Below are 26,164 nucleotides of genomic sequence, written 5' to 3'. Positions count from 1 at the left end.
CTCCCCCCTGTCGGGGGGGGGGGAGGGGGGGGGGGGGGAGAAAGAAAAACGGGGGGGAAGGTGGAAAACCGGGGGTGTGGGGGCGCCGCCCCCCCCCCAAACCCCCCCCCCCCCCCCCAGCGCGCTGTCAACAGCGCCCGGTGGAGCGGCTGTTGACAGCGCAGCGAGGATGGACATCGGGAGGTGGCGGCAGCTATGAGCAAGCGCAGCGAGCGAATCGTTGAAAGGCGCGTGTTGCGCGGAGCGGCTGCCGAGCGGAGCGAGGTGGACGCATGAGTGGCAAGGACTACGTGGAGAAGGACTACTACAAGGTCCTCGGCGTGCCCAAGGACGCCACCGCCGCCGAGATCAAGAAGACCTACCGCAAGCTCGCGCGCGAGTTCCACCCGGACGCCAACAAGGGCGATGCCAAGGCCGAGGACCGCTTCAAGGACATCTCCGAGGCCTACGACGTCCTGTCCGACGAGAAGCGCCGCAAGGAGTACGACGAGGCCCGCAGCCTCTTCGCCAACGGCGGCTTCCGGGCCGGCGGCCCCGGCCAGGGCAACGGCAGCTACAGCTTCGACTTCGGCGACCTCTTCAGCGGCAGCCAGAACACCGGCAGCGGCGGGCTCGGCGACGTCTTCGGCGGACTCTTCAACCGCAGCGGCGGCCGGCAGGCCCAGCCCCGGCGCGGCGCCGACGTCGAGACCGAGGTGACCCTCGCCTTCGACGAGGCCGTCGACGGTGCGACCGTCCCGCTGCGAATGACCAGCCAGGCCCCCTGCCGCACCTGCAACGGCACCGGCGCCAAGTCCGGCACCACCCCGCGGGTCTGCCCGACCTGCGTCGGCGCCGGCACCGTCAGCCGCGGCCAGGGCGCGTTCGCGCTCTCCGAGCCGTGCAAGGACTGCCGCGGGCGCGGCATGATCGTCGACGACCCGTGCGTCGACTGCCACGGCAGCGGCCGGGCCAGCTCCGCCCACACCATGCAGGTCCGCATCCCGGCCGGCGTCCAGGACGCCCAGCGCATCCGGCTCAAGGGCAAGGGCGCCCAGGGCGAACGCGGCGGACAGCCCGGCGACCTCTACGTCACCGTGCACGTCGACCCGCACCCCGTCTTCGGGCGCAAGGGGGACAACCTCACCGTCACCGTCCCCGTCACCTTCCCCGAAGCCACCCTCGGCGCCACCATCGAGGTGCCCACGCTGAACGGGCCGGCCGTGAAGCTGAAGCTGCCCCCCGGCAGCGCCAACGGCCTCACCATGCGCGCCCGCGGCAAGGGCGCCACCCGCAAGGACGGCACCCGCGGCGACCTCCTCGTCACCGTCGAGGTCGTGGTGCCGCGGCACATCACCGGGGACGCGCTGAACGCCCTGGAGCAGTACCGCGAGGCCACCGCCTCCGACGACCCACGAGCCGCCCTGTTCCGGGCGGCGAAGGGAGCGTGACGACCAGATGATCCCCAACAGTCCCATCGGCCCCGGCATCGGTGAAGGCCTGCCAGGCGTCGGCGTCGGCGACGGCCTGCCGGGCGACGGCCGCCGCACCCGGCGGCCCACCGCCCCGCCGCAGTACGTCCTCACCGAGGACACCCCGGTGTACGTCATCTCCGTCGCCGCCGAGCTCTCCGGCCTGCACCCGCAGACCCTCCGCCAGTACGACCGCCTCGGTCTGGTCAGCCCCGACCGCACCGCCGGCCGGGGCCGCCGCTACTCCGCGCGCGACATCCAGCAGTTGCGCGAGGTCCAGCGGCTCTCCCAGGACGAGGGCATCAACCTGGCCGGCATCAAGCGGATCATCGAGCTGGAGAACCAGGTCACCGCGCTCCAGTCCCGCATCGGCGAACTGGTCGACTCCCTCGACGGCGCCACCAGCGCCCTCCAGCAGCGCGAGGCCGCCGTCCACGCCTCCTACCGCCGCGACCTCGTCCCCTACCAGCCGCCCACCCAGTCCAGCGCCCTGGTCGTCTGGCGCCCCAAGCGCTGAGACTTGGCTGAACACCTCCGGCCGCCGGCTCCCCTCCGCCCGGGGGGTGCCGGCGGCTTGATCGTGGTGAGAGAGTGCTGTCGAACAAATCTGGCCGCCCTCACCGATGCCACCCGATCTGGCATGCTGCACTGCGATTCCGGTATTGGTGCCCGGCAGGTAGTGCAGACACGGCCACGGCAAGGAGCCCGCAGATGAGTGGACGAGAACAGCCCGGTACCGCCGCGATTGGGCCCTCCGTCCTCTCGAAAGAAGCGCGGGAGTTGTATCTGGCGGTCATCCGCGAGAACGGGCGGTTTCCGAAGGACTCCGACCTCGCCAAGGCGGGCGGGGCCCAGGAGGAGTTGGTGGCGATAGGCCTTCTGGTCGCCGACACCGACGAACCCGGTGTCCTCGTCGCGGTCGACCCTCAGCAGCTGTCCGAGAGCCTCTCCGTGACCTGGCAGCGCCAGGCACTCGACCTGCTCACCCGCGCGTCGGCCCTCGCCACCGATCTCCACGACCTGACGGCCGCCTACCACTCACCGGAGCAGGCCGGCGGCGCGATCGAGTACGTGCGGGGAAAGGTGCTGATCAACCAGCGGGTGCAGCAGATCGTCGCCAGCGCCTCGGAGGAGATCCTCGCCGCCCAACCCGGCGGGCCGCGCCCGTCCGAGGCGCTCACCGGCATCCTCGCCCGCGACCTCGAAGCCCTCCGCCTGGGCATCACGCTCAGGACGATCTACCACCCGAGCACCCGGTACCACGCTCCCACCAGGGAGTACGTGGCCACGATAACCAAGGCCGGCGGACGGTTCCGGACGCTGGAGGAGCCCTACACGCGATTGATCGTCATCGATCGCCGAATCGCGGTCATCCCCATCGCCGAGGACCTCAATCTGGCCGCCTTCGTGCACGATCGGGCCGTCATCAGCTACCTGATCAGCGAGATCTTCGAGCGGAACTGGAGCCGGGCGCTGGACTTCGACGGCGCGCGCGCCGTTCCGCAGCAGGTGGTCTCCGGGATGCGGCAGACGATCATCGACCTCATGCTCGAAGGCGTGAACCACCGGGTGATCGCCCGCAGACTCGGCATCAGCGAACGGACGCTCGCGCGGCACCTGGCCGAGATGCGCGACGAGCACAATGTCGAGTCGCTGTTCCAACTCGGGTACGCATTGGCCCGGAACAGCGTTCCGACCGACTCCGACAGCTATCACTGACCAAGCGTCGCGGCGGTCTCAGTTCCAGATCGTGTCATTGGCCAGCGCCATGGTCTGAGGCGCTGCCGCATCGTGGGAAACCCCGATGTTCCAGATCGTGTCGTCAGCCGGGCTCGAACCGCTCCCGATGAAAAGCGCCAGACCCACAACGACTGGAACCAGGACAAATCGCACCACCCGGCGTATCCGAGACATGGTGCCCCCTCTCTTTGTTTAAGACTTGGCGCGGGTACCCAGCCATTGTTTCGAACAACCTGCCACATAATGCCGCAAGCCCATGCCGGAAGCCAGGGGGCCTGCTACCCCAGTGCGTCATCTCTCTGCCAGGCATCGAGATGACACCACGGCTCTGTGGACGGTGGCGACGGTCGACAGAGACGATCAGTGCACTCCCCAACCCCTCTCGCGGGAGGGGGAAGACGGGGACACCACAAACAACATGTCCATGACTAGTTCGTTTCGACCACAACGAATGCACAGCAGCATTCCGATAGTCACCACCCAACGGGGCGATCGGCCTGGTTGGCACCTATCCCCGGAGTCGACAATGAGTGAGCCCTACCTGCGAGAGCACGCCGGACAGACCCCCGAGGGCCGGCGTGCGCGTGTGTTCCTGGCCGCGCCGCTGATGCGGCTGACCGGGCCCGCGGACAGTGTGGTGACGCTCGCCAGCCGGACGCGGCTGACGACGCTCCGCACCACCCTGCTCCGCAGCGGTGCCGCCGTGTACAGCGCGCACCACAGTGATGCCTGGACCGTCGCCGGGCAGGCGCCGGAGCCCCGGGTGCCGTCCGACTTCCGGGCCCTGCAGTCCGCGGACCTCGTGTTCGCCTACGTCGGGGCGCCGCTGTCGGCCGGGGTGAGCCTGGAGCTGGGGTGGGCGTCGGCGCTGCGGAAGCCGATCGTCCTCCTCGTCGACGAGGCCATCACGCACAACCCGCTGATCGCCACCATCGAGCAGGTCGCCCCCGTCCTGCCGCTGGTCTTCGACGACACCTGGTCGCAGGAGGCCCTCAACCACACCGTGGAGACCGCGCTCGACTGGGCCGGCATGGCGCTGTCCCTGCGCGAGGGCTTCTGGACCGCCCCCGGTGAGCAGTTCAACGTCCCCCGGCAGCAGCCCCCCGTCGTCGGCCGGGCCGGCTACTGGCCGACCAGCGCCGCCACCGGCTGACCAGCGCTCACCCATCGGGCTCCCCCGTCCGGGCTCCCCGCAGCTGCCAGCCCAGCTGGAACAGCGTCTCCGCGTCGTGCAGTTCGCGCAGCCGGGCGATGTGGCCGGCCACCGTCCGCTCGCTGAGACCGAGGCGGCCGGCGATGGCGCGCTGGGTGAGGCCCTGGGCGAGGAGCCGGCCGACCTGCTCGTGGGCCGTCGACTCGGGAGCGGACGCCTGGTCGGGGTTCCAGAGGAGGCGGCCGGAGCGGGCCCAGTCCCGTTCGAACACGGCCAGGAAATGGTCGACGGTCGCCGGATCCTCGATGAAGGTCGCGCTCCGGAGGTCGTCGGCGGACTGGAGCACGGCGATCCGGCGGTCGAAGATGTGCAGGTGGCGGAACGGCTCGGCCAGGACCCGGAAGCGGGCGCCCAGTTCGGTGCCGCGGGCGGTGTGGTCGGCGGTCGCCTGGTCCCGGACGGCGCCGGGTGCGTAGATCACCCGGATCCGGCCGCCCCGGCCGCAGAACCGGCCGATCCGTTCCAGGGCGTCCTCCAGCTGGTGGGCGTGGCGGGGCCGGCCGGGCTGGGCGACGAGGATCTCCTGGCGGCAGTCCGCCTCCACCTCGGCGAATCGCCGGATGACCGCGCCGAGGCCCTGGACGTGATGCACCGTACCGGCGCGGTCGGTCGGGCGCGGGGCCGTGTCGTAGGCCTTGGTCAGGTCGTCGAGGGCCTGCGGGAGTTGCGCGGCCTGGACCAGCAGCCGGGTGCCCTCGGCCCGGAGCTCGGCACTGATCCGGTCGCCGACCGTACGCGGGTTGACGGCGGTGCAGACGTCGGATTCGGGCCGGGCGAGCAGCAGCCCGAGCGCGAGCAGGTGTTCCAGGGCCGGCCGGTCGGCGTCGGCCACCTCGGCCCGGTCGATCCAGCCGCCGTGCCGGAGGATGCGCAGGTACAGGTCGTGTGCGGCCTGGTCGGGCCGCCCGGTGCCGCGCCCGTGCATCACGGCACCCGCCGACGGGCGGCGTCGGCCGCCGACCGGAGCTGCCAGCCGAGTTGGAAGAGCGTCTCGGCGTCGTACAGTTCGCGCAGCCGGGCGATGTGGCCGGCCACCGTACGTTCGCTCAGGCCGAGGCGGGTGGCGATGGCGCGCTGGGTGAGGCCCTGGGCGAGGAAACGGCCGACCTGGTCGGGCAGGGAGTCGGCCGGCTCGGGGGCTTCCGGGCCACGGGCCCAGCGGACCCGGGCGGCGCGCTGCCAGTCGCGTTCGAAGGCGTCGGCCATGAAGTCGACCACCACCGGGTCCTCGACGAAGGCCGCGCGGCTGTTGTCGGACGCGGCGGGGATGACGGCCACCTTCCGGTCGTAGATCAGGACCCGCCGGAACGGCTCGCCCAGCACCCGGTACCGGCAGCCGACCTCGGCGGCCGCGGCGGCGAAGGCGGCGGTCGCCGGGTCGGCGGCCGCCGCCGGCTCGTAGATGCCCCGGACGGTGCCGCCGCGCTCGGCGAGTCGCCGCATCCGGTCGAGGGCGTCCGGGAGCCCCTCGACGGGCCGGGCCCCGCCGGGCTGGGCGGCCAGCATCTCCTGCGAGCACTCGGCGTCGAGTTGGGCCAGGCGCAGGCGGATCTGCTCGAAGCCGTGCACGTACGTGACCTCGACGGAGCACTCGGGGTGGCGCGGCGTGACGTCGAAGGCCTGCGCCAACTCGGCGAACTGCTCGGGCGTTTCGTCCGCCCTGGCCAGCAATTCGCCACCCGTGGAACGCAGTTCGGAGCCGATTCGGCCGATGACGACACGCGGGTTCACCGCGGCGTAGGCCGCGTCCTCGACCCTCGGGACGACCAGTCCGAGGTCGAGCAACCGCCCCAGGACCGGTTCGTCACCCGGAGCCAGGTCGGCCGCCCGGAGGATGCCGCCGTTGCCGACGACGGCGAGGTACAGCGCCCGAGCGGCGTCGTCGGGCAGGGGGGAGTCGGGCAGGGGGGAGGTCGACGGGTCGGTCATGGGGCTCCCCCCGGAGCTGCCGGCCGAGGTGGAAGAGGGTGTGGGCGGAGGGCAGGCCGGTCGGCGGGGGCGCGCTCGGCGGGGCCGGGTTCATCGGTCATCGCGGGCGCCTCTCATCAGCCAGCCGAGTTGGAAGAGGGTCTGGGCTCCGTGGCGGTCGCGGAGGCGGGAGATGTGGGCGGCGACGGTGCGTTCGCTGAGGCCGAGGCGGGTGGCGACGGCGCGCTGGGTGAGGCCGCGGGCGAGGAGGCGGCCGATCCGGTCGGGGACGGTGCGGGTGGGGCCGAGGGTGGCGGCGGTGTCGGCGGTTTCGGCGCGGGCCCAGTCGCGTTCGAAGGCGCCGACCAGGAAGGTGATGGCGGCCGGGTCGGTGATGAAGGCGGCGGTGCTGTTGTCGTCGTTGGCGGAGATCACGGCGACGGCGCGGTCGAAGACGAGCAGCCGCTGGAACGGCTCGTCGAGCACGCGGATGAGGGAGCCGTGCCGGGTGACCTCCTCGACGTAGGCGAGGGCGGGCGGGTCGGCGAGGGCGACGGGCTGGTAGATGGTGCGCAGGGAGCAGCCGCGCTGGAGCAGGTGGACGTCCTGGAGGAGGGCGACTTGCAGGGTGCCGGCGGGGCGGTGGCCGGGTTGGGCGGCGAGGACTTCGGAGCGGCAGTCGGAGGCGAGCTGGGAGATCCGCTGGCGGATGTGGACGTGGCCCTCGACGTGGACGGCGCCGCCGGCCCGGCCGGAGGGCCGGGGCATCGCGTCGTAGGCGCGGGTGAGGCCGTCGAGGGCGCCGGGGAGGTTCTCGGCGCGGACCAGCAGCCTGGTCGCCTCGCTGCGGAGTTCGGCGCCCAGGCGGTCGGTGACGGAGCGTGGGCTGATGGCGGTGTAGCAGTGGTCCATCGGGTTGGCGATGAGCAGGCCGAGGTCGACGAGCTGCTGGAGCGCGGCCTGGTCGACGTCCGGGGTGTCGGCGAACGGGATGCGTCCGCCCCGGGCGAGGATCGCCAGGTAGAACTGCCGGGCGGCCTCGTCGGGCTCCTCGCCCGGGGGCTGTCCGTGCTGCGGCGCGACCGCCGGTTCCACCGTCACGTCGCACACTCCCTGCCGGACGCTTCTCCCTCGTTGCCGCCGTCGCGCCGTCCGGCGCGGGGCTCGGCGGTCACGGTACCGGGCTGACGGCGGCCTCCGGAGTCCGGGTGCCGTCGCACTCCGGGGGCCCGGGGGCCACCGTCGCTACGCCCATGCCCAGGCGCTTCCGTCGAGGCGGAGCAGCAACGCCTCGACGGCTCCGGTTCCGGGGGCCATCACCACACATGGCGCCCCGACCGGCGCTCTTCCCCCCCGTTTCACGCGTGCGGGACGTTGCACCCGTGGTCAGTTTCGAAGAGCAAGTCGCCACCATCGGGCTGCGGTGCCCGGTCGGCCTGGCGTGACTCCACCCTCACAGTGTGACGGCCGGTGAACAAGTGTCGCCCGAGTGCAGGTTCGCGCAATTGCAGCTATCTGCACGGCGGGTGGGGCGGGCGGGGTCGAGCGGCGGGACGGATTCCGGTAAAGGCCGAGGCCAGCGGGGCTCGCGGGGGGCACCCGCCCGTACGGTCGGTCGGCCGCGCGCGGTCGGGCCGCGGGTGCGGGTTCCTGCAACGGCGGCGTGCGGCGGGAATCGTCAGGCACGCGCCAGCAGCCGTCCGCGGGCGAGCCCGGCGGCGGTCCCGCCGGCGGCGAGCACCCAGGCGGTGGCCAGCAGCAGGTAGAGCCCGGTGGCGATCGCGGTGAAGCCGCCGAACCCGGTGTGCCGGGCGAGCGCGGAGGCGCCGGTGACGCAGGTGCCGATCGGGAAGGTGTACGCCCACCAGGTCATCGCGAACGGCATGCCGGCCCGGCGGGCGCGCAGGTTGGCGGTGAGCGCGACGGCCAGCCAGAGCATCGCGACGCCGAGCACCGCGACGCCGTACAGCTCGGCGAAGGGGAGCATGGCTGGGGCCAGCGCGGGCAGCACCGGGCGGGCGGCGTCGGCGAGTTGGTGGACGGCGGTGACGGACTGGCCGAGCGGGCCGAGCACCAGGAACAGCGAGGGGGTGAGCACCAGGGTGGGCAGCTTGCTGTGGAACAGCCCGGTGAAGACCACCGGCAGCAGCACCAGGGTGGCCAGCAGGCCGATCCCGAAGAGGGCCCAGCAGGCGTACAGCATGGTCTGCTGCGCCAGCCCGGCCGGCAGGTGCGGGATGAGGGCCGGGCCGGTGGCGGAGGCGACCAGCGGGGCGACCACCGGCAGCAGCCAGGTCGGGTTGGCCTCCAGGGCGGAGACCGGGTGCCGGGTGATCATCAGGTACGGGATGCCGCCGGCGACGGCCAGCGCGTACAGGGTGCCGACGCCCCACAGCACGGCGTCGACGGCGACCGCGGGGCCGGTGCCGATCACCCGGGAGCCGAGCAGCAGGGTGCCGAGGCCGACCGAGAGCAGGGCCATCGGCGGGCAGCCGTAGAAGACGGCGGTGGCCGGGTTGTCCAGCAGCTGGGTGCGGGCGGCCTCGCGGTGCCGGGTGAGGTGGACCAGCCGGGCCGCGCCCAGCACCAGCAGGGCGGCGAGTCCGAGCGCCCACATCACCTCGCCGAAGCCGATCAGCCCGGGCAGCCGCAGCGGCAGGACGGCCGCGCCGTTGCCCAGGATCGCGGTGCCCATGACGGCGGCGTACCAGTTGGGGCCGAGCTGGGCGAGGTCGAGGCGGGCACGCAGCGAGGAACGGGAGGGGCGGGTGAGCGGGCGGGCATCGGCCAAGGTGGACATGGTTCCACCGTGCCGCCCCGGGCCGGGCTCCGGTAGCGCCGCGGGCTCTATGAGGACATAGCCTGGACCTATGGCCCTCTCCCCCCGCGTCCCCGAGCTCGGCGCCCTGGAACTGCTGCTCGCGGTGGCCCGGCTGGGCAGCGTCGGGCGGGCCGCGGCCGAACTGGGCGTGAGCCAGCCGACCGCCAGCGCCCGGATCAAGGGCATGGAGCGGCAGATCGGCGTCCCGCTGCTGGAGCGCTCCCCCCGGGGCAGTCGGCCGACCGTGGCGGGGCGGCTGGTGGTCGAGTGGGCCGGGCACGTGGTGGAGGCGGCGCAGGCGCTGGACGCCGGGATCGACGCGCTGCGCGAGCGGCGGGACGCCAAGCTGCGGGTGGTGGCCAGCCTGACCGTCGCCGAGTACCTGATGCCGGGCTGGCTGCTGGCCCTGGCCGAGGCCAGTCCGGGCACGGCGGTGACGCTGCGGACGGCGAACTCGGCGGAGGTCGCCGGGCACGTGCTGGCCGGGGACGCCGACCTCGGCTTCGTCGAGGGCCCGTCCACCCCGCCCGGGCTGGCCGGCGCCGTGGTGGCGGCGGACCGGCTGGTGGTCGTGGTGGCGCCCGGCCACCCGTGGGCGCGCCGCCGGACGCCGCTGACCGGGCCGGAGCTGGCCGCCACCCCGCTGGTGCTGCGCGAGTCGGGCTCGGGCACCCGGGAGGTGCTGGAGATGGCGCTGGCGCCGTACGGGGGCGCGGTGCGGCCCCGGCTGGAGCTGGCCTCGTCCACCGCGCTGAAGGCGGCGGCGATGACCGGGGCCGGGCCGGTCTGCCTGAGCGAGCTGGCGGTGATGGAGGAGTTGGCCGTCCGGCGGCTGGTGGCCGTCCCGCTGGCCGAGGGGCTGGACCTGCGGCGGCCGCTGCGCGCGGTGTGGCCGGCCGGGCAGCGGCCGAGCGGGCCGGCCCGGGAGCTGCTGGGGCTGACCCGCCAGGTGCCCCGCGCGCAGCGGGTGGAGCGCACGGAACGCGCGGAACGGGCGTAAAAACTTGAGCGGAGTAGACTCAACTTAGTGCATGCTGTACGTAGCAGCATTGAAGGACGACGAGGGAGGACCCCCCAGCAGTGGACGCCAGCAAGTTCACCACCAAGACGCAGGACGCCCTGTCCGCCGCGATCCGGCAGGCGGGCGCGGCCGGGAACCCGGACGTCAAGCCGGTGCACATCCTGATCGCCCTGCTGGAGCAGCCCGAGGGCATCGCCCGGCCGCTGCTGGAGGCCGTCGGGGCGAACGTCACCCGGATCGACGCCGAGGCCCGCCGCCAGCTGACCGCCCTGCCCAGCGCGATGGGCTCGACGGTCGCCGCGCCGCAGCTCGCCCGGGACACCCTCGCGGTGCTCACCGAGGCCGGCAAGCGCGCCGACGACCTGGACGACCAGTACGTCTCCACCGAGCACCTGATGGTCGGCCTGGCCGCCGAGGGCGGGCCGGTCGCCGAACTGCTGGCGCAGCAGGGCGCGACGGCGAAGGGCCTGCTCGCCGCGTTCAAGGACGTGCGCGGCAGCGGCCGGGTCACCTCTCCGGACCCTGAGGGCACCTACAAGGCACTGGAGAAGTACGGCACCGACCTGACCCAGGCCGCCCGGGACGGCAAGCTCGACCCGGTGATCGGCCGGGACCAGGAGATCCGCCGGGTCGTCCAGGTGCTCTCCCGCCGGACCAAGAACAACCCGGTGCTGATCGGCGAGCCGGGCGTCGGCAAGACCGCGGTGGTCGAGGGCCTGGCCCAGCGCATCGTCGCCGGCGACGTGCCGGAGTCGCTGCGCGGCAAGCGGCTGGTCTCGCTGGACCTCAGCGCGATGGTCGCGGGCGCCAAGTACCGCGGCGAGTTCGAGGAGCGGCTGAAGGCCGTCCTGAACGACATCAAGCAGAGCAACGGCCAGGTCGTCACCTTCATCGACGAGCTGCACACCATGGTCGGCGCGGGCGCCGGCGGCGACTCCGCGATGGACGCCGGCAACATGCTCAAGCCGATGCTGGCCCGCGGCGAGCTGCGGATGGTCGGCGCCACCACGCTGGACGAGTACCGCGAGCGGATCGAGAAGGACCCGGCCCTGGAGCGCCGCTTCCAGCAGGTGCTGGTCGGCGAGCCCAGCGTGGAGGACTCGATCGCCATCCTGCGCGGTCTCAAGGGCCGCTACGAGGCGCACCACAAGGTGCAGATCGCGGACGCCGCGCTGGTCGCCGCGGCCACCCTGTCCAACCGCTACATCACCTCCCGCTTCCTGCCCGACAAGGCGATCGACCTGGTCGACGAGGCGGCCTCCCGGCTGCGGATGGAGATCGACTCCTCCCCGGTCGAGATCGACGAACTCCAGCGCTCCGTCGACCGGTTGAGGATGGAGGAGCTGGCCCTGGAGAAGGAGTCGGACGCCGCCTCGATCGACCGGCTGGCCCGACTGCGGCGCGATCTCGCCGACAAGAACGAGCAGTTGAGCGCCCTGACCGCGCGCTGGGAGCAGGAGAAGAAGAGCCTCAACCGGGTCGGCGAGCTCAAGGAGCGGCTGGACGACCTGAACGGCGCGCTCGAACGGGCCCAGCGCGACGGGGACTTCGAGCGGGCATCGAAGCTGATGTACGCGGAGATCCCGGCCGCCGAGACGGAGCTCACCGAAGCCCAGGAGCGGGCGGCGGACCAGGACGCCTCCGCCTCGATGGTGAAGGAGGAGGTCGGCCCGGACGACGTGGCCGACGTGGTCGCCTCCTGGACGGGCATCCCGGCCGGCCGCCTGCTGGAGGGCGAGAGCGCCAAACTCCTGCGCATGGAGGAGGAGTTGGGCGAGCGCCTGATCGGCCAGGCGGAGGCCGTGCGAGCGGTCTCGGACGCGGTGCGCCGCACCCGTTCCGGCATCGCCGACCCGGACCGCCCGACCGGTTCGTTCCTCTTCCTCGGCCCGACCGGCGTCGGCAAGACCGAACTCGCCAAGGCCCTGGCCGACTTCCTCTTCGACGACGAGCGGGCCATGGTCCGGATCGACATGAGCGAGTACGGCGAGAAGCACTCCGTCTCCCGCCTGGTCGGCGCCCCGCCCGGGTACATCGGCTACGAGGAGGGCGGCCAGCTCACCGAGGCGGTACGCCGCCGCCCGTACAGCGTGGTGCTGCTGGACGAGGTGGAGAAGGCCCACCCGGAGGTCTTCGACGTCCTGCTCCAGGTGCTGGACGACGGCCGGCTCACCGACGGCCAGGGCCGCACGGTGGACTTCCGCAACGCGATCCTGATCCTCACCTCCAACCTGGGCAGTCAGTACCTGGTCGACCCGGCGACCCCGGAGGACCGGAAGAAGGCCCTGGTGCTGGACTCCGTCCGGGCCACGTTCAAGCCCGAGTTCCTCAACCGGCTGGACGACATCGTGGTCTTCGACCCGCTGGGCACCGCCGAGCTGAGCCGGATCGTCGACCTCCAGGTGGCCCGTCTCGGCGACCGGCTGCGCGAGCGCCGGCTCACCCTGGACGTCTCCGAGGCCGCCCGCGACTGGCTGGCCCTCACCGGCTACGACCCGGCGTACGGCGCCCGCCCGCTGCGCCGGCTGGTCCAGTCCGCGATCGGCGACCAGTTGGCCCGGGCCATCCTGTCCGGCCAGGTGCACGACGGGGACACCGTCCTGGTCGAGCGGGACGAGGAGGGCGACCGCCTCACCGTCCGCAGCCGCGGACTGCTGGAGAAGTAGCACCACCAGACCGGGCCGCCCGCACTGTCGTGCGGGCGGCCCGGTCAACACCCTTGCCGCACAGCACAGTTGACGGCACACTCGGCCACGGTCGCACCCCGCCGCGCCCCGCCGGCGCCCCGGCCGCGGCGGCCCTCCAGCCGGACACGCTCCGTCACCATCACCGCTTGCGGCGGGCGTCGGGAGCGCCCCGGACGAAGATCGACGCGTGGCCGGGTGCCCCTGTGAGGCAGGCCCCGGATGAGGCAGGATGGGAAGTGGAAAGGGCGGCCTCTCATTGCCGGCCACCACGTGCACTGAGGAAGAGGACCCCATGAGCATCGACCCGTCGTCCATCCCGTCGTTCGGCGCGCCCCAGGGCGGCGGCCAGCCCGGCGACCAGGGGCGGCCGGCCGGCCCGCCGCCGATCATCGTCCCGGACCAGGGCCTGGTGACCCAGCTGCTGGACCAGATGCAGCTCAAGCACGTCGTGGACGAGGAGGGCGACCTCACCGCCCCCTGGGAGGGCTTCCGCGTCTACTACATGTTCCGCGGCGAGCAGAAGGAGCTCTTCGCGGTGCGCGCCTTCTACGACCGCGCGTACCCGCTGGAGAAGAAGGGCGAGATCCTCGACCTCATCGACGAGTGGAACCGCGAGACCCTCTGGCCCAAGGTCTACACCCACACCCACGAGGACGGCGTGGTCCGCCTGATCGGCGAGGCCCAGATGATCGTCGGCACCGGCGTCAACCTGGACTACTTCGTCACCACCACCGCCAACTGGACCCAGGCCGCCGTCGGCTTCGAGCAGTGGATCGTCGAGCGCCTCGGCCTGCAGAACGAGATCGAGGGCGAGGACGGCGAGACCCCCGAGGGCACCAACGAGGCGTGACCCTGCCCGCCCTGCGAGCGCACGGCCCGACCACTTGGCCCCAGGTGGTCGGGCCGTCCTTGTCCCCGGCCCCCGGCTGACCCAGGATGGGGCCGACGACGACGCGTGAGGAGCCACCAATGGGCAACAGGCCGCTGCTGAACCGCCGACTGGCCGGTATGGGGACGACCATCTTCGCCGAGATGTCGGCCCTGGCCACGGCCACCGGCTCGATCAACCTCGGCCAGGGCTTCCCCGACACCGACGGCCCGGCTTCGGTGGCCCGGGCCGCTGCCGACGCCGTGCTGAACGGCCGCGGCAACCAGTACCCGCCCGGCCCCGGCATCCCGGAGCTGCGGGCCGCGATCGCCGAGCACCAGCAGCGCTTCCACGGCCTCTCCTACGACCCGGACACCGAGGTGCTGGTCACCGCCGGTGCCACCGAGGCCATCGCCGCCACTCTGCTCGCCCTGCTGGAGCCCGGTGACGAGGTGATCGCCCTCGAACCCTTCTACGACTCCTACGCCGCCTGCATCGCCATGGCCGGCGCCACCCGCCGCCCGCTCACCCTGCGCGCCCCGGACTTCCGCCCCGACCTGGACGAACTGCGCACCCTGATCACCCCGCGCACCCGCCTGCTGCTGATCAACACCCCGCACAACCCGACCGGCACCGTGCTCACCGCCGACGAGCTGGCCGCCATCGCCGCCCTCGCCGTCGAACACGACCTGCTGGTCGTCACCGACGAGGTCTACGAGCACCTCGTCTTCGGCGCCACCCACCACCCGATCGCCGCCCTGCCCGGCATGCGCGAGCGCACCGTCTCCATCTCCTCCGCCGGCAAGACCTTCTCCTTCACCGGCTGGAAGGTCGGCTGGGTCACCGCGAACCCGGCCCTGGTCACGGCCGTCCGCACGGCCAAGCAGTACCTCACCTACGTCAGCGCCGGCCCCTTCCAGTACGCCGTCGCCGAGGCGCTGCGGCTGCCCGACAGCTACTTCGACGGCTTCCGCGCCGACCTGCTCCGCAAGCGCGACCTGCTGGTCGACGGGCTCACCGCGGCCGGCTTCCGGGTGTTCACCCCCGAGGGCACGTACTTCATCACCACCGACATCACCCCGCTCGGCGAGAAGGACGGCATCGAGTTCTGCCGCGCCCTGCCGGAGCGCTGCGGCGTCGTCGCCATCCCGAACGCCGTCTTCTACGACAACACCGAGGCCGGCCGCAGCCTGGTCCGCTTCACCTTCTGCAAGCAGGACTCCGTCCTGGAGGAAGCGGTGTCACGGCTCCAGCGCCTCTGAGCCGTCGCCCGGCCGCCGCCCGAGGCCGGACAGGTGGGCGTTCAGGATCGCCCGGGCCTCGGGTGCGGTGAGGCGGCCGACGAGGACGTGTGCGGTGAGCCCGTCGGCAAGGGCCAGCAGCGTCTTCGCCTCCCGGGCGGCGTCCGGCCCGGCCGCCGGCGAGGCCTCGGCGATCAGCCGGGCGAACAGGCCCTCCAGGGCGGCGTAGTCGGCGTTCAGCGGGCCCGCCAGCCGCTCGTCGACGGCGGCCTGTGCGACGAAGGCCAGCCAGACCCGCGCCTGGGAGCGCTGTCCGTCGCCGAGCAGCGCCACCTCGGCGGCCGCGTGTGCCAGGGCGGCGGCGGGCGAGGGCGCCGGGTCGTCGGCGGGGTACGCCTGGACCCGGGCGGTGATCTGCTCGCCGACGTGGCCGAGGGCGAAGCGGAGCATCTCGTCCTTGGTGCGGAAGCAGCGCTGGACGGCGCCGGTCGACACCTGCGCGCGGTCGGCCACGTCGCGCAGGGTCACCCCTTCCAGGCCGCGTTCGTCGGCGAGCCGGCAGACGGCCTCGGCGATCCGTCGGCGTCGGCCGTCGTGGTCCACCTGTCTGGGCACGGGCTCCCCCTCCGATTTATTCGATGCACTCGTATCGGTTCCCAGGCTACGGTACCGATACGAGCGCATCGGAACGAGGAGGGGAGTACGTCATGCAGGACGCCCTGTGGCGACTGACGGCCACCGCGCAGGCGGCGGCGGTACGCGGCAAAGAGGTCTCGGCCGTCGAACTGCTCGACAGCCACCTGGAGCGGATCGGCGCGGTGAACCCGCAGGTGAACGCCGTCACCCAGGTCCTGGCGGAGCGCGCCCGGGCACAGGCCCAGGAGCTCGACCGGCGCCTGGCCGCGGGCGAGGACCCCGGCCCGCTGGCGGGCGTGCCGTTCACCGTGAAGGAGACCACCGCCATCGAGGGCGTGGCCACCACCTTCGGGGTGCCGCGCTTCCGCGACCTGGTGGCGCGGGCCGACGCTCCCCCGGTCGCCCGGCTGCGCGCGGCCGGGGCCGTACCGATCGGGCACAGCAACATGCCCACCATGATCCTGGCCGGGATGCACACCCGCAGCGAGCTCTACGGCGACACCGCCAACCCGTGGGACCGCGGCCGCACCCCGGGCGGGAGCAGCGGCGGTGACGGCGCGGCCGTCGCGACCGGCCTGGCCGCGCTCGGGCTCGGCAACGACTCCGGCGCGTCCATCCGCGTCCCGGCCTCGTTCTGCGGGGTCGCCGGGCTGAACCCGTCCAGCGGCCGCTTCCCCGCCGACCACCGCGCGTTCGGGCCACAGGACCCGGGGCCGGCCTCCCAGTGGCTGGTCTCCGACGGCCCGCTCGCCCGGAGCGTCGCCGACCTGCGGCTGGCCTACGAGGTGCTGGCCGGCCCCGATCCGCGCGACCCTCGCGCCCTGCCCGTGCCACGCTACGGCGAGCCGCTGCCCGGGCCGGTGAAGGTCGCGGTGGTGGCCGATCCGGGCGGCCACGGCGTCCACCCGACCGTCCGGGCCGCGGTCGAGCGCGCGGCGGCGGCGCTGCGGGACGCCGGGTACGACGTGCGCGAGGTGGCGGACGTCCCGCGGCTCGACGAGGCCCTGGAGGTGTGCGACCGGATCACCATGACGGAGTTCGCGCCCAAGTGGCCCGCCGTACGCTCCCTGCTCGGCCCGGGCGGCGACCGCTACATCGAGCTGACGATGGCCCGCACCCCGCCCGCGACGGCCGCCGAGCTCATGGAGCTGATGGGGAGCTGGCTGGGCATCCGCCGCTCCTGGGCCGAATTCCTGGACGAGTACCCGCTGCTGCTCGGACCGGTGTTCACCGAACCGCCGGTCGAGCCGGGCATCGAGTCCCGGGACGCGGCCGGGTGGGAGCTGGTCCGCACGGCGATGCGGCTGTGCAAGGTGACCAGCTTCGCGGGGCTGCCGGCGGTGGCGGTGCCCACCGGCCTGGCCGACGGACTGCCGACCGGGGTGCAGCTCGTCGGGCGGGCGTTCCGGGAGGACCTCTGCCTGGAGGCGGCGCAGGCGGTCGAGGACCGGCTCGGGGTCCTCGCGCCGATCGACCCCCGGCCGTGAATCGACCCCCGGCCGTGAGGGGAGCAATGATGGCCCGGCGAGCGGGCTGGACTTCCTCAACTCGCCTGACAGTCATGCCTGGTTGACACCTGGTTGACGATTGAATGATGCCTGTGAGGCAATTCCCTCAACCTCGGCGGAACGCTCCGACCGCCCTGCCCGCCCGGTGCGTGCAGGGCGGTGGCGCACGAGGCGCGTGCCCGGCGCACTACCAGCGTGCACGGCGCACGACCCGGTCATAGGGGCGCGCGCTGTGCAGAGTCGCACACCGGGTCGATCAGAGCCGGGAAGCAGGTGTGCTCGAAACGGTGAATGCTTGACAAAGTTGGGTAAATCACCGGCGGACCCGGCGTATTCATGCTTCTCTGCTGCTGAATCTCCAGCCGGAATCCCTCCTTCCACGGTCGGCCGCGCCCAGGGCCGCACAGCCACGAACAGCCTCGCCATCGCCTAGGCCTACTCGGTGCTGCTCGGCGGGCGCGCACGGAGCTGAAACGCGGAGCCGAGCATGCTCACCACACTGCAGACCTCCTACACGGACACCCGCGCCGGTGACCTGGCCTGGTGCCTGGGCGGCGACCCGCTGCCCGCTCTCGCGGTCCGCGACCTGAGACTCGACGGAGGCGGCCACCCCGCCACGGCCGGCACCCTCCAGCTGCGACTGCTGGGCGCTTCGCACCAGGTGGTGATCGCCGCCGGCCCCGGCGAGTGCCTGGAGACCGTCGCCTGCCTGCCCGGCCGCCGCACCCCGCTGCCGGCCCGGGTGGCCAAGCAGGTCGGCGGCTGGGAGTACGAGTTCGCGGCCCGGATCGAGGCGCTGCCCCCGCACGACTTCGCGGCCCGCGCCCAGGAACTGCTGGCCCTGGTCGAGGGCCACCCGCGCGGCCTGGCCGGGGTGTTCCCGGGCGACCCGAGCGCCTTCACCGCGCTGGTCACCCAGGGCGGCGCCGACCGGCTGCTCTGGCGGACCTGGCACGCCTACCCGCAGGAGGGCCGGCTGGTCTGCACCCGCTCCTCGCTGGTGGTGTCCGGGGCATGACCGCCGGCCGCCCGACCAGGGTCACGGATCCCTCCATGGCCTATGAATCGCACGCAGGAACGATTCGTCAATCCGGCGTCCCGCACTGTCCGTCGAATGGGCGCAGCTATCCGTCCCGAACGTCCCCTAGCGTTTGTTCGTGATCAACCATCCGGCCGGTCCACCCGCCCGCTCGCGAGTGGACCTCGACGACGGCGCCCCACCCCGGCCCGGGCGGAGCCTCGCCCCCCTGCCCGCCCGCCGTCGGTCCCGGCTGCGCTCCCACCCCCGACTGGCCCGCCTCACCGTCCTGCTCGCCGCGTTCGTCTGTGCGGCCTGCGGACTCGTCTACGAACTCGAACTCGTGGCGCTCGGCGACTACCTGCTCGGGGACGCGGTCACCCAAACCTCCGTCGTGCTCTCCGTCATGGTGTTCGCGATGGGCCTCGGCTCGCTCCTCGCCAAACGCCTCACCCGGCAGCCCGCCACCGCCTTCGCCCTGGTCGAATGCGCCCTCGCGCTCACCGGCGGCCTCTCCGTCCTCGCGCTCTACTCCTGCTGGGCCTGGATCGGCCGCTACCAGGCCGCCATGGTCGGCCTCACCTGCCTCATCGGCATCCTCATCGGCGCCGAGATCCCGCTCCTGATGACCCTCATCCAGCGGATCCGGCGCGAGGACGCCGGCCGCGCCGCCGCCGACCTCTTCGCCGCCGACTACGTGGGCGCGCTGATCGGCGGCCTCGCCTTCCCCTTCCTCATCCTCCCCGGCCTCGGGCCCGGCGACGGCGCCCTCGTCACCGGCGCCGTCAACGCCGTCGCCGGAGCCGCCGTCGTGCTCTGGCTCTTCCGCGAGGAACCCGCCCCCCGGATACGGCTCCTGCTCTGGGGCGGCTGCGCGCTCGTCCTCGCCCTGCTCGCCGCGGCCGCCGCCGGCTCCGGCGCCATCGAACGCGCCGCCCGGCACGCCCTCTACGGCGCCCAGGTCCGCTTCGCCGCCCGCAGCCACTCCCAGGAGATCGTGCTCACCGGCCCCGCCGAAGGCCCGCTCCGGCTCTACCTGAACGGCCGTCTCACCGTCTGCGGACCCGACGAGTACCGCGGCAGCGAAGCCCTGGTCCACCCGGCGATGGCCGCCGGCCCGGACGCCCGCGTCCTGCTCCTCGGCGGCGGCGACGGCCTCGCCCTGCGCGAGGTGCTCCGGCACCGCGGCGTCCGCTCCGTCCGGCTCGTCGACGCCGACCCCGCACTCCCCCGGCTCGCCCGCACCGACCCCGGGCTCGCCGCCCTCACCGACCACTCCCTCGACGACCCGCGCGTCCACGCCACCGCCGCCGACCCGATGGCCTGGCTGCGCGGCGCCACGACCGGCGGACCGTACGACGTGGTGCTCGCCGACCTGCCCGCGCCCGCCGACGGCGGACCGGTCACCTTCCACTCCCAGGAGTTCTACGGCCTCGCCACCCGGCTGCTCTCCCCCGGCGGCCGCGTCGCCGTCCGGGCCGGCGGCGACCCGGGCGGCCTCTGGCCGATCGAGTCCGGCCTGCGCACGGCAGGGCTGCAGACCGTCCCGTACGCCGTCCAGGGCAGCGCCACCGCGAGCTGCCGCCCCGACCCGCCGGGCGCCGCCCAGACCTTCCTCCTCGCGGCCGCCGCCCGGCCCCCGCTCACCCTCGCCCCCGACGCCCCACCGCCCCGCGCCCTCACCCCCGACGCGCTCCGCGGCTCCGCCACCCGCCTCGCCGCCCTCCGCCCCGCCCACCCCCCGGCCGCCCTCACCCTGCTCGGCCCCCGCTGAGCCGGGGGCGCGGGGCGGGACACCGGTGGTCCCGGGGAAGTCGGGTGGCGGTGGGTAGGGACCGGGCGGGGTCGGGTCGGTAGGCTCCCTGACATGGAGCATGAGGTTGTCGTCCCGATGCCCGCCGAGTTGGTGCGGCAGGCCTTGCAGGATCCGGCTCTGCTGGCCCGTAGCGTGCCGGGGCTGAGCACCGAACCGGCCGCGGTCGGCGCAGGGCCGGCGGAGGAGATCGGCGGCCGGCTGAAGCTGCGGATCGGCGGCTCCACCATCACGTACAAGGGCGTGCTGTCCCTGATCGAGGGACGCGAGGGCGTGCTGACCGTGTTCGCCGAGGGCCAGGAGGCCCGCGGCAGCGGCGAGGCGACCGCCACCGTCCGGGTCAGCGTCGCGGACGGCGCCGAGGACGGCACCGCGGTGGTCCGCTTCACCGGCGACCTGAGCGCCACCGGCCGGCTCACCGAGTTCGACGAGGAGACCCTCGACGCCGCCGGGCGGCGCCTGCTGGACCGGTTCGCCACCGCGCTCGCCTCCCCGGACGCCGAGCCCGAGCCGGAGAGCGAGAACGACGGCGAGGGCGACCCGGAGACCGGCAGCGAAGCCGAGGCCGGGACCGACGCCGGCGTGGTGTTCATCGAGGAGCACCAGGACCAGCCCGGCGACGACCTCGACGACGACCTGTCCGACCTGATCGCCTTCTCCGACGCCGACGCCGAGCGCTTCGGCCTGCCCACCGGCGGCGGCGACGAGGACGGGCCCGAGGAGGGCGTCGCCGAGGAGCTCCCCGCCGAGCCGCTCTTCGAGTACGAGGAGGAGCCGGCGGGCGGCGGCCCGGTGCGCCGCAGCATCGTCGGCCGCTCGGCCGAGGAGGTGGACCACGCGCCGCCGCGCGGGCGGTACGCCCCGGCGCTGCCGGCCCGCAGTGCCCGGGCCCGGGCGGCGTCCCGGTGGGGCGGCGAGGCCGGCGGGATCGTGGTGCCGGGTTCGGGCGGCCGCAGCGCGGTGCCGTGGGTGATCGGCGGCGGGGTCGCGCTGCTGGGTGGCGCCGTGGTGCTGGTCAGGGCCTTGCGTCGGCGCTGACCGGCGGGAGAGGGCCTAGACTGGACGCTCATGAGCAACGACCGCGACGCCCTGCTGGCACAGATCAAGGACAAGGCCGTCGTACACGGCAAGGTCACCCTTTCCTCCGGCAAGGAGGCCGACTACTACGTCGACCTGCGCCGGATCACGCTGGACGGCCAGGCCGCCCCGCTGGTCGGTCGGGTGATGCTGGACGCGACCTCGCACCTGGAGTACGACGCCGTCGGCGGTCTGACCCTGGGCGCCGACCCGGTGGCCGCCGCGATGCTGCACGCCGCCGCCGCGCGCGGGCGTGAGCTGGACGCCTTCGTGGTCCGCAAGGCGGGCAAGGCGCACGGCCTGCAGCGCCGGATCGAGGGCCCGGAGGTCAAGGGCCGCCGGGTGCTGGCGGTCGAGGACACCTCCACCACCGGTGGCTCGGTGCTGACCGCCGTCGAGGCGCTGCGCGAGGCGGGTGCCGAGGTGGTCGGCGTCGCGGTGATCGTGGAGCGCGGCGGCGCGGCCGCGGTCGAGGCGCAGGGCCTGCCGTACGTGACCGCCTACGACCTGGACGACCTGGGCCTCTGAGCCCGGCCGGACCTGACAGCACGAAGGGGCCGGGTCCTGTTTCACGTGAAACGTGAGACGGGACCCGGCCCCTTCGCGTGTACTGCGCGAAGCCCCGGTGCTCAGCCGCGCCGGTGGCGGCCGCCGCTCTGCACGGCGTCGGCCTCGGTGCTCTCCACGGCGCCGCCGGCCTTCCGCTTCTTGCGCTCGCGCAGGACCTCGATCAGGATCGGCGAGATCGAGAGCAGGACGATCAGCAGCACCGCCGGGATCAGGTACTTGTCGATCACCGGGGCGAGCGCGTCGCCGAAGAAGTAGCCGATCAGCAGCATGGACTCGGTCCAGAGCACGCCGCCGACGACGTTCCACAGGAAGAACGTCCGGGCGGGCATCTCCAGGGTGCCCGCGACCGGGTTGAGGAAGGTCCGGACGATCGGCATGAAGCGGGCCAGCACCACGGCCTTGCCGGGCCCGAACTTGTTGAAGTACTCCTCCGCCTTCATCACGTACTCGCGGCGGAAGATCTTCGACTCGGGCTTGTCGAACATCTTCGGCCCGACCTTGACCCCGATCAGGTGCCCGAGCTGGGCCCCCGCGACCGCGGCCACCGGGGCGCCGACGAGCAGGACGGCGATCGGCAGCTTGGCGCCGTCGCCGAGCACCGACGAGGCGGCGTTCGACGCCGCGACGCCGGCGATGATCAGCAGTGAGTCACCCGGGAAGAAGAAGCCGACCAGCAGGCCGGTCTCCGCGAAGATGATCGCGATCAGCCCGATGGCGCCGACGGACGAGATCAGTGATTTGGCGTCGAGAAGGTTGACGGCCAGCTGGTTGTAGTCCACGGCCGCAGGATAGCTGGCCGTTCTGTCCGGAGGCTTCGCCCGGCAGGTGTATCCGGTGTCCGCCGAACGTCGTAGGAGCGGGCCGTCCGCGTCGTCGCCGGCGACGGTCCGACTGGCGGGCTCCTGCTGACCTGCGGGCACGAGTCTGGGAGGATGGCACGGGCGTCCGGTCCGCAGCGGCACACCACCCTCATTGCCGTACCGCGGAGGTCGCTCGAACCTTGGTGCCGGAGAGCCACACCGCAGCGCCGCGCGTCGGCGGCCGGCACGGAGTCGTACCGAAGGCGTACACAGCGTCGGACAGCACCGTCCGTACGCCGCAACCCGACAGGAGCGGATCGCATGCCCATCGCAACTCCCGAGGTCTACAACGAGATGCTGGACCGGGCCAAGGCGGGCAAGTTCGCCTACCCGGCCATCAACGTCACCTCGTCGCAGACGCTGCACGCCGCACTGCGTGGTTTCGCCGAGGCCGAGAGCGACGGCATCATCCAGATCTCGACCGGTGGCGCGGAGTTCCTGGGCGGCCAGCACAACAAGGACATGGTGACCGGCGCCGTGGCGCTGGCCGAGTTCGCGCACATCGTCGCCGCCAAGTACGACATCACCGTCGCGCTGCACACCGACCACTGCCCGAAGGACAAGCTGGACGGCTACGTCCGCCCGCTGCTGGCGGTCTCCGCCGAGCGCGTGGCCAAGGGCCAGAACCCGCTGTTCCAGTCGCACATGTGGGACGGCTCGGCCGAGACCCTCGCCGACAACCTGGCGATCGCCCAGGAGCTGCTGGCCCAGGCCGCCGCCGCCAAGATCATCCTTGAGGTCGAGATCACCCCGACCGGCGGCGAGGAGGACGGCGTCACGCACGAGATCAACGACGAGCTGTACACCACCGTCAACGACGCCGTGCGCACCGCCGAGGCGCTGGGCCTGGGCGAGAAGGGCCGCTACCTGCTGGCCGCCTCGTTCGGCAACGTGCACGGCGTCTACAAGCCGGGCAACGTCGTGCTGAAGCCGGAGCTGCTGCGCGAGCTGCAGGACGCGATCGGCAAGCAGTACGGCAAGACCGACCCGTTCGACTTCGTCTTCCACGGCGGTTCGGGCTCGACCGCGGCGGAGATCGCCACCGCGCTGGAGAACGGCGTCGTGAAGATGAACCTGGACACCGACACCCAGTACGCCTTCACCCGCCCGGTCGTGGACCACATGTTCCGCAACTACGACGGCGTGCTGAAGGTCGACGGCGAGGTCGGCAAGAAGAACACCTACGACCCGCGCACCTGGGGCAAGCTCGCCGAGGCGGGCATGGCCGCCCGCGTGCTGGAGGCCGCGCAGCAGCTGCGATCGGCCGGCAACCGCCTGAAGTGAGCCCGGCGGCCGGGCTGAGCCCGGCCACCGTGTGAACGCGGATGCGCCCCCCGGTGGACTTCACCGGGGGGCGCACCTGTGTTGTGGGTCTGCTGCCTCAGCAGCCGTGCGGGTCTACTGCTTCAGCTCCGCGTACGCCTCCGCGCTGCTGTCCTTCAGGAACTGCCAGCAGCGGGCCTCCTCCTCGGTGTCCTTGATCGCGCCGGCCGCCCGTGCGAGCCCCGCCAGGCAGCGCAGGAAGCCGCGGTTGCCGCGGTGCTCCCACGGCACGGGGCCGTGGCCCTTCCAGCCGTTGCGACGCAGTGCGTCCAGGCCGCGGTGGTAGCCGGTCCGGGCGTAGGCGTAGGACTCGACGTAGCGGCCGGCCGCGTAGGCGTCGTCGGCGAGCATCGCCCAGGCGAGGCAGAAGGTCGGGAAGTCGGCGGCCACCTGGGTGGGTGAGGCCGATTCCTCCGCCAGCATGCGGTAGGGCTGCTCGTCCTCCGGGAGAAGGGTCGGGTCGGGGCCGTCGAGAAGATTCCGGTGAATCGCCATGCAGGCAGTCTGCCACCCGAGACGCCAGGGTCAACCGCCGTCCCGGGATCGGCGGCGGCCGCCGGGCGCCTGCATACCCGGTATGTGGACATTCACCCGTTCGCCATGTCAGGGTGTCGATCATGCCCGCAGCCAGATCCGCCGCCAGGAGCAGCAGTGCCCGCGGCCGCCGACGCCGCCGGCCGCCGCGCCGGCTCGGGCCCGGCATGCTCGCGGCGCTGGTCACGGCGGTGGCGGTGCTGGGCGGTACGGCGGTCGTGCTGACCCGTTCCTCGGACGCGCCCGACGGCGGGCCGACCGCCCAGGCGCGGATCGCCCCGCCGACCGAACAGGCCCCCTCGCCCGCCGGCCCGACACCGACCCCGACGCCGACCGACACCCCGAGCGAGCCCCCCGCCCCGCCCTCGCCGCCCGCCCCCACCACGCCCGACCCCGGCCCGGCCAAGGGCGCGGGCACCTTCAGCATCGCCGCCGCCACCGCCCAGCCGGTCGGACGCGGCACCGTGCGCCGCTACCGGGTGGAGGTCGAGGACGGCATAGGCATCGACGCCGCCTCCGCCGCCGCCCAGATCCACGGCTTCCTCGGCGACAAGCGCGGCTGGACCAACGACCGCAAGAACGGCTTCCAGCTGGTCGCCGGCGGCGGGTACGACTTCACCGTGAAGATCGCCTCGCCGGCCACCGTGGACCGGATCTGCGGCGCCTCCGGCCTGGACACCCACGGCGAGGTGAACTGCAACGTCGGCAACCAGGTGCTCGTCAACTCCAAGCGCTGGAACACCGGTTCACCGCAGTTCAGCGGCCCGCTCGACGAGTACCGGGCGCTGATCATCAACCACGAGGTCGGCCACCGGATAGGCCACGGGCACGAGACCTGCCCCGGCCCGGGCAAGCCGGCGCCCGCGATGATGCAGCAGATCTACGGGCTCAAGGGCTGCGAGCCGAACGCCTGGCCGTACTCGGAGAACGGCACCTACCTCAGCGGGCCGTCGGTGCCGTAGGACGCCCCCTGAAGCGCGGCTACCCGAGCACCGGCAGGTACTCCCGCAGGTCGCTGCGCTCGCCGGAGGCGGAGACCGCCGCCGCGTCCACCGCGGCCGCCCAGTCGGCCCGGCCGGTGGCCAGCCGGATCCAGGTCAGCGGGTCGGTCTCGACCACGTTCGGCGGGGTGCCCCGGGTGTGCCGGGGGCCCTCGACGGCCTGCACGACGGCGTACGGCGGGATCCGCAGCTCGACCGCGCCGCCCGGCGTGCGGTCGGCGAAGGCGTCGGCCAGCAGCCGGGTGACGGCGGCGACGGCCTGGCGGTCGTGCGGGAAGCCGTCGAGGCCGAGCGCGGCAGCCAGGTCGTCGGCGTGCACGACGGTCTCCACCAGCCTGGTCACCAGCATGTCGGCGAGGGTCATCGAGCCGAGCCGGATCTCGAACCGCCGTACCGGGTCGGCGACTTCGGGCCGGTCCAGCAGGCCGGTCAGCGCGTCCGCCGCCCGGGTGAAGGCCTGCGCCACCGAAGCCGCGTCCCCGCCGAAGTCGCCGGCGGCCCTCGCCCGGGCCTGCTCGTCGAGCAGCGGCGCGACCGTGCCGACCGCGGCCACCCACCCCGGCAGGTCCAACGGCGCCCGCCCCTCCAGCGGATCGTCGAGGTGCTCGGGGACGAAGTCGAGCTGGACGGCGAGGTGCGCGATCAGCTCGCGGACCGTCCACTCCCCCAGCCCGGTCGGCCGGGCCAACCACTGCTCGGCGTCCGGGCGTTCACAGAGCTGCCGGACGGCGTCGCGCAGCGCGCCGGTCTGCGCCGCGAGCGCGGTGCGCACCTTCTGCGGCTGGTAGGTACGGGGCTTGGGGGGCATGGCCCCCAACATACGCCGGGGTGCGGACAGCCCCGCATACACCGGGGTGCGGACGGCCCCGCACAC

23 protein-coding genes are annotated in these 26,164 nt (G+C 73.3%); 15 read left to right on the top strand and 8 right to left on the bottom strand.

The window, feature by feature from the left end; translation table 11 throughout:
* The first annotated feature begins 272 nt into the window (after nt 1–272).
* The 4 genes from dnaJ (at nt 273) to ACFVX9_RS14540 (ending at nt 4,344) form a co-directional block, all read left to right on the top strand.
* Nucleotides 273–1,430, top strand: coding sequence for a molecular chaperone DnaJ (dnaJ, locus tag ACFVX9_RS14555; RefSeq protein ID WP_363368337.1), 1,158 nt, complete (start codon nt 273–275; stop codon nt 1,428–1,430).
* A gap of 7 nt (nt 1,431–1,437) precedes the next feature.
* A complete protein-coding gene (locus ACFVX9_RS14550) occupies nt 1,438–1,968 on the top strand; it encodes a heat shock protein transcriptional repressor HspR (RefSeq protein ID WP_380423341.1) in 531 nt (176 codons plus the stop codon).
* Between the two features lie 194 nt (nt 1,969–2,162).
* A complete protein-coding gene (locus tag ACFVX9_RS14545) occupies nt 2,163–3,170 on the top strand; it encodes a hypothetical protein (RefSeq protein WP_380369848.1) in 1,008 nt (335 codons plus the stop codon).
* 547 nt (nt 3,171–3,717) lie between these two features.
* Complete coding sequence (locus ACFVX9_RS14540; RefSeq protein WP_063348539.1) at nt 3,718–4,344, top strand: hypothetical protein; 627 nt, start codon at nt 3,718–3,720, stop codon at nt 4,342–4,344.
* A gap of 7 nt (nt 4,345–4,351) precedes the next feature.
* Here the strand turns inward: ACFVX9_RS14540 and ACFVX9_RS14535 are convergent, their stop codons facing one another.
* The 4 genes from ACFVX9_RS14535 to ACFVX9_RS14520 form a co-directional block, all read right to left on the bottom strand.
* Nucleotides 4,352–5,329 (bottom strand): LuxR C-terminal-related transcriptional regulator, encoded by a 978-nt coding sequence (locus ACFVX9_RS14535; RefSeq protein ID WP_063348538.1) that lies wholly within the window; start codon nt 5,327–5,329, stop codon nt 4,352–4,354.
* A complete protein-coding gene (locus tag ACFVX9_RS14530; protein ID WP_380369842.1) occupies nt 5,329–6,333 on the bottom strand; it encodes a LuxR C-terminal-related transcriptional regulator in 1,005 nt (334 codons plus the stop codon). Before ACFVX9_RS14530 ends, ACFVX9_RS14535 begins: the two co-directional genes overlap by 1 nt.
* Before the next feature lie 90 nt (nt 6,334–6,423).
* Nucleotides 6,424–7,413 carry a LuxR C-terminal-related transcriptional regulator gene (locus tag ACFVX9_RS14525; protein WP_380489431.1) on the bottom strand — a complete coding sequence of 330 codons (990 nt, stop codon included), beginning with the start codon at nt 7,411–7,413 and terminating at the stop codon, nt 6,424–6,426.
* 577 nt (nt 7,414–7,990) lie between these two features.
* Entirely contained in the window at nt 7,991–9,112 is a 1,122-nt protein-coding gene (locus tag ACFVX9_RS14520; protein ID WP_063348535.1) for a TDT family transporter, read from the bottom strand.
* A 70-nt stretch (nt 9,113–9,182) separates the two neighbouring features.
* Between ACFVX9_RS14520 and ACFVX9_RS14515 the strand changes: the two genes are divergently transcribed.
* From ACFVX9_RS14515 to ACFVX9_RS14500, 4 genes are all read left to right on the top strand, one after another.
* Nucleotides 9,183–10,133, top strand: a complete 951-nt coding sequence (locus ACFVX9_RS14515) for a LysR family transcriptional regulator (RefSeq protein ID WP_363368328.1) — start codon at nt 9,183–9,185, stop codon at nt 10,131–10,133.
* 80 nt (nt 10,134–10,213) lie between these two features.
* The gene (gene clpB / locus ACFVX9_RS14510; protein WP_387981862.1) at nt 10,214–12,820 is read left to right on the top strand and encodes an ATP-dependent chaperone ClpB; all 2,607 of its coding nucleotides are present in this window, start codon (nt 10,214–10,216) and stop codon (nt 12,818–12,820) included.
* Nucleotides 12,821–13,133: 313 nt separating this feature from the next.
* The gene (locus ACFVX9_RS14505; protein ID WP_063348532.1) at nt 13,134–13,691 is read left to right on the top strand and encodes a YbjN domain-containing protein; all 558 of its coding nucleotides are present in this window, start codon (nt 13,134–13,136) and stop codon (nt 13,689–13,691) included.
* A gap of 119 nt (nt 13,692–13,810) precedes the next feature.
* Entirely contained in the window at nt 13,811–14,971 is a 1,161-nt protein-coding gene (locus tag ACFVX9_RS14500; RefSeq protein ID WP_063348531.1) for a pyridoxal phosphate-dependent aminotransferase, read from the top strand.
* Here the strand turns inward: ACFVX9_RS14500 and ACFVX9_RS14495 are convergent.
* Nucleotides 14,951–15,565 carry a TetR/AcrR family transcriptional regulator gene (locus ACFVX9_RS14495; RefSeq protein WP_380483239.1) on the bottom strand — a complete coding sequence of 205 codons (615 nt, stop codon included), beginning with the start codon at nt 15,563–15,565 and terminating at the stop codon, nt 14,951–14,953. The two genes, ACFVX9_RS14500 and ACFVX9_RS14495, sit on opposite strands and share 21 nt — an antisense overlap.
* A 92-nt stretch (nt 15,566–15,657) precedes the next feature.
* Here ACFVX9_RS14495 and ACFVX9_RS14490 point away from each other — a divergent pair, with 92 nt between their 5' ends.
* The 5 genes from ACFVX9_RS14490 (at nt 15,658) to pyrE (ending at nt 21,530) form a co-directional block, all read left to right on the top strand.
* A complete protein-coding gene (locus tag ACFVX9_RS14490) occupies nt 15,658–17,073 on the top strand; it encodes an amidase (RefSeq protein ID WP_380369827.1) in 1,416 nt (471 codons plus the stop codon).
* A 508-nt stretch (nt 17,074–17,581) separates the two neighbouring features.
* Entirely contained in the window at nt 17,582–18,112 is a 531-nt protein-coding gene (locus ACFVX9_RS14485; RefSeq protein WP_063348528.1) for a DUF2617 family protein, read from the top strand.
* Nucleotides 18,113–18,251: 139 nt separating this feature from the next.
* The gene (locus ACFVX9_RS14480; protein WP_387981860.1) at nt 18,252–19,886 is read left to right on the top strand and encodes a polyamine aminopropyltransferase; all 1,635 of its coding nucleotides are present in this window, start codon (nt 18,252–18,254) and stop codon (nt 19,884–19,886) included.
* A gap of 93 nt (nt 19,887–19,979) precedes the next feature.
* On the top strand, nt 19,980–20,963 hold the full coding sequence (locus ACFVX9_RS14475; protein ID WP_380369822.1) for an SRPBCC family protein: 984 nt from the start codon (nt 19,980–19,982) through the stop codon (nt 20,961–20,963).
* A 30-nt stretch (nt 20,964–20,993) separates the two neighbouring features.
* Nucleotides 20,994–21,530, top strand: coding sequence for an orotate phosphoribosyltransferase (pyrE, locus tag ACFVX9_RS14470; protein WP_063348526.1), 537 nt, complete (start codon nt 20,994–20,996; stop codon nt 21,528–21,530).
* Between the two features lie 101 nt (nt 21,531–21,631).
* Here the strand turns inward: pyrE and ACFVX9_RS14465 are convergent, their stop codons facing one another.
* A complete protein-coding gene (locus ACFVX9_RS14465) occupies nt 21,632–22,351 on the bottom strand; it encodes a DedA family protein (RefSeq protein ID WP_079135742.1) in 720 nt (239 codons plus the stop codon).
* 342 nt (nt 22,352–22,693) lie between these two features.
* Between ACFVX9_RS14465 and fbaA the strand changes: the two genes are divergently transcribed.
* Nucleotides 22,694–23,716, top strand: coding sequence for a class II fructose-bisphosphate aldolase (gene fbaA, locus ACFVX9_RS14460; protein ID WP_063348525.1), 1,023 nt, complete (start codon nt 22,694–22,696; stop codon nt 23,714–23,716).
* Between the two features lie 114 nt (nt 23,717–23,830).
* Here fbaA and ACFVX9_RS14455 read toward each other — a convergent pair whose 3' ends face one another.
* Nucleotides 23,831–24,250 carry a DUF3151 domain-containing protein gene (locus tag ACFVX9_RS14455; RefSeq protein ID WP_063348524.1) on the bottom strand — a complete coding sequence of 140 codons (420 nt, stop codon included), beginning with the start codon at nt 24,248–24,250 and terminating at the stop codon, nt 23,831–23,833.
* Nucleotides 24,251–24,372: 122 nt separating this feature from the next.
* Here ACFVX9_RS14455 and ACFVX9_RS14450 point away from each other — a divergent pair, with 122 nt between their 5' ends.
* On the top strand, nt 24,373–25,251 hold the full coding sequence (locus ACFVX9_RS14450) for a DUF3152 domain-containing protein (protein WP_380369818.1): 879 nt from the start codon (nt 24,373–24,375) through the stop codon (nt 25,249–25,251).
* 19 nt (nt 25,252–25,270) lie between these two features.
* On the opposite strand, the gene ACFVX9_RS14445 is transcribed toward ACFVX9_RS14450, so the two are convergent.
* A complete protein-coding gene (locus tag ACFVX9_RS14445) occupies nt 25,271–26,098 on the bottom strand; it encodes a sterol carrier family protein (protein ID WP_387981857.1) in 828 nt (275 codons plus the stop codon).
* Nucleotides 26,099–26,164: the final 66 nt, after the last annotated feature.

The sequence above is a fragment of the Kitasatospora sp. NPDC058243 genome (assembly GCF_042882025.1).
Taxonomy (GTDB): domain Bacteria; phylum Actinomycetota; class Actinomycetes; order Streptomycetales; family Streptomycetaceae; genus Kitasatospora.
This window is presented reverse-complemented; position numbering and strand designations above follow the sequence as displayed.

What these genes read in the sequence shown, in the direction of transcription:
- dnaJ (WP_363368337.1), top strand. Translation starts at nt 273, where the DNA reads ATGAGTGGCAAGGACTACGTGGAGAAGGACTACTACAAGGTCCTCGGC.
- ACFVX9_RS14550 (WP_380423341.1), top strand. Translation starts at nt 1,438, where the DNA reads ATGATCCCCAACAGTCCCATCGGCCCCGGCATCGGTGAAGGCCTGCCA.
- ACFVX9_RS14545 (WP_380369848.1), top strand. Translation starts at nt 2,163, where the DNA reads ATGAGTGGACGAGAACAGCCCGGTACCGCCGCGATTGGGCCCTCCGTC.
- ACFVX9_RS14540 (WP_063348539.1), top strand. Translation starts at nt 3,718, where the DNA reads ATGAGTGAGCCCTACCTGCGAGAGCACGCCGGACAGACCCCCGAGGGC.
- ACFVX9_RS14535 (WP_063348538.1), bottom strand. Translation starts at nt 5,329, where the DNA reads ATGCACGGGCGCGGCACCGGGCGGCCCGACCAGGCCGCACACGACCTG.
- ACFVX9_RS14530 (WP_380369842.1), bottom strand. Translation starts at nt 6,333, where the DNA reads ATGACCGACCCGTCGACCTCCCCCCTGCCCGACTCCCCCCTGCCCGAC.
- ACFVX9_RS14520 (WP_063348535.1), bottom strand. Translation starts at nt 9,112, where the DNA reads ATGTCCACCTTGGCCGATGCCCGCCCGCTCACCCGCCCCTCCCGTTCC.
- ACFVX9_RS14515 (WP_363368328.1), top strand. Translation starts at nt 9,183, where the DNA reads ATGGCCCTCTCCCCCCGCGTCCCCGAGCTCGGCGCCCTGGAACTGCTG.
- ACFVX9_RS14505 (WP_063348532.1), top strand. Translation starts at nt 13,134, where the DNA reads ATGAGCATCGACCCGTCGTCCATCCCGTCGTTCGGCGCGCCCCAGGGC.
- ACFVX9_RS14500 (WP_063348531.1), top strand. Translation starts at nt 13,811, where the DNA reads ATGGGCAACAGGCCGCTGCTGAACCGCCGACTGGCCGGTATGGGGACG.
- ACFVX9_RS14490 (WP_380369827.1), top strand. Translation starts at nt 15,658, where the DNA reads ATGCAGGACGCCCTGTGGCGACTGACGGCCACCGCGCAGGCGGCGGCG.
- ACFVX9_RS14485 (WP_063348528.1), top strand. Translation starts at nt 17,582, where the DNA reads ATGCTCACCACACTGCAGACCTCCTACACGGACACCCGCGCCGGTGAC.
- ACFVX9_RS14475 (WP_380369822.1), top strand. Translation starts at nt 19,980, where the DNA reads ATGGAGCATGAGGTTGTCGTCCCGATGCCCGCCGAGTTGGTGCGGCAG.
- pyrE (WP_063348526.1), top strand. Translation starts at nt 20,994, where the DNA reads ATGAGCAACGACCGCGACGCCCTGCTGGCACAGATCAAGGACAAGGCC.
- fbaA (WP_063348525.1), top strand. Translation starts at nt 22,694, where the DNA reads ATGCCCATCGCAACTCCCGAGGTCTACAACGAGATGCTGGACCGGGCC.
- ACFVX9_RS14455 (WP_063348524.1), bottom strand. Translation starts at nt 24,250, where the DNA reads ATGGCGATTCACCGGAATCTTCTCGACGGCCCCGACCCGACCCTTCTC.
- ACFVX9_RS14450 (WP_380369818.1), top strand. Translation starts at nt 24,373, where the DNA reads ATGCCCGCAGCCAGATCCGCCGCCAGGAGCAGCAGTGCCCGCGGCCGC.
- ACFVX9_RS14445 (WP_387981857.1), bottom strand. Translation starts at nt 26,098, where the DNA reads ATGCCCCCCAAGCCCCGTACCTACCAGCCGCAGAAGGTGCGCACCGCG.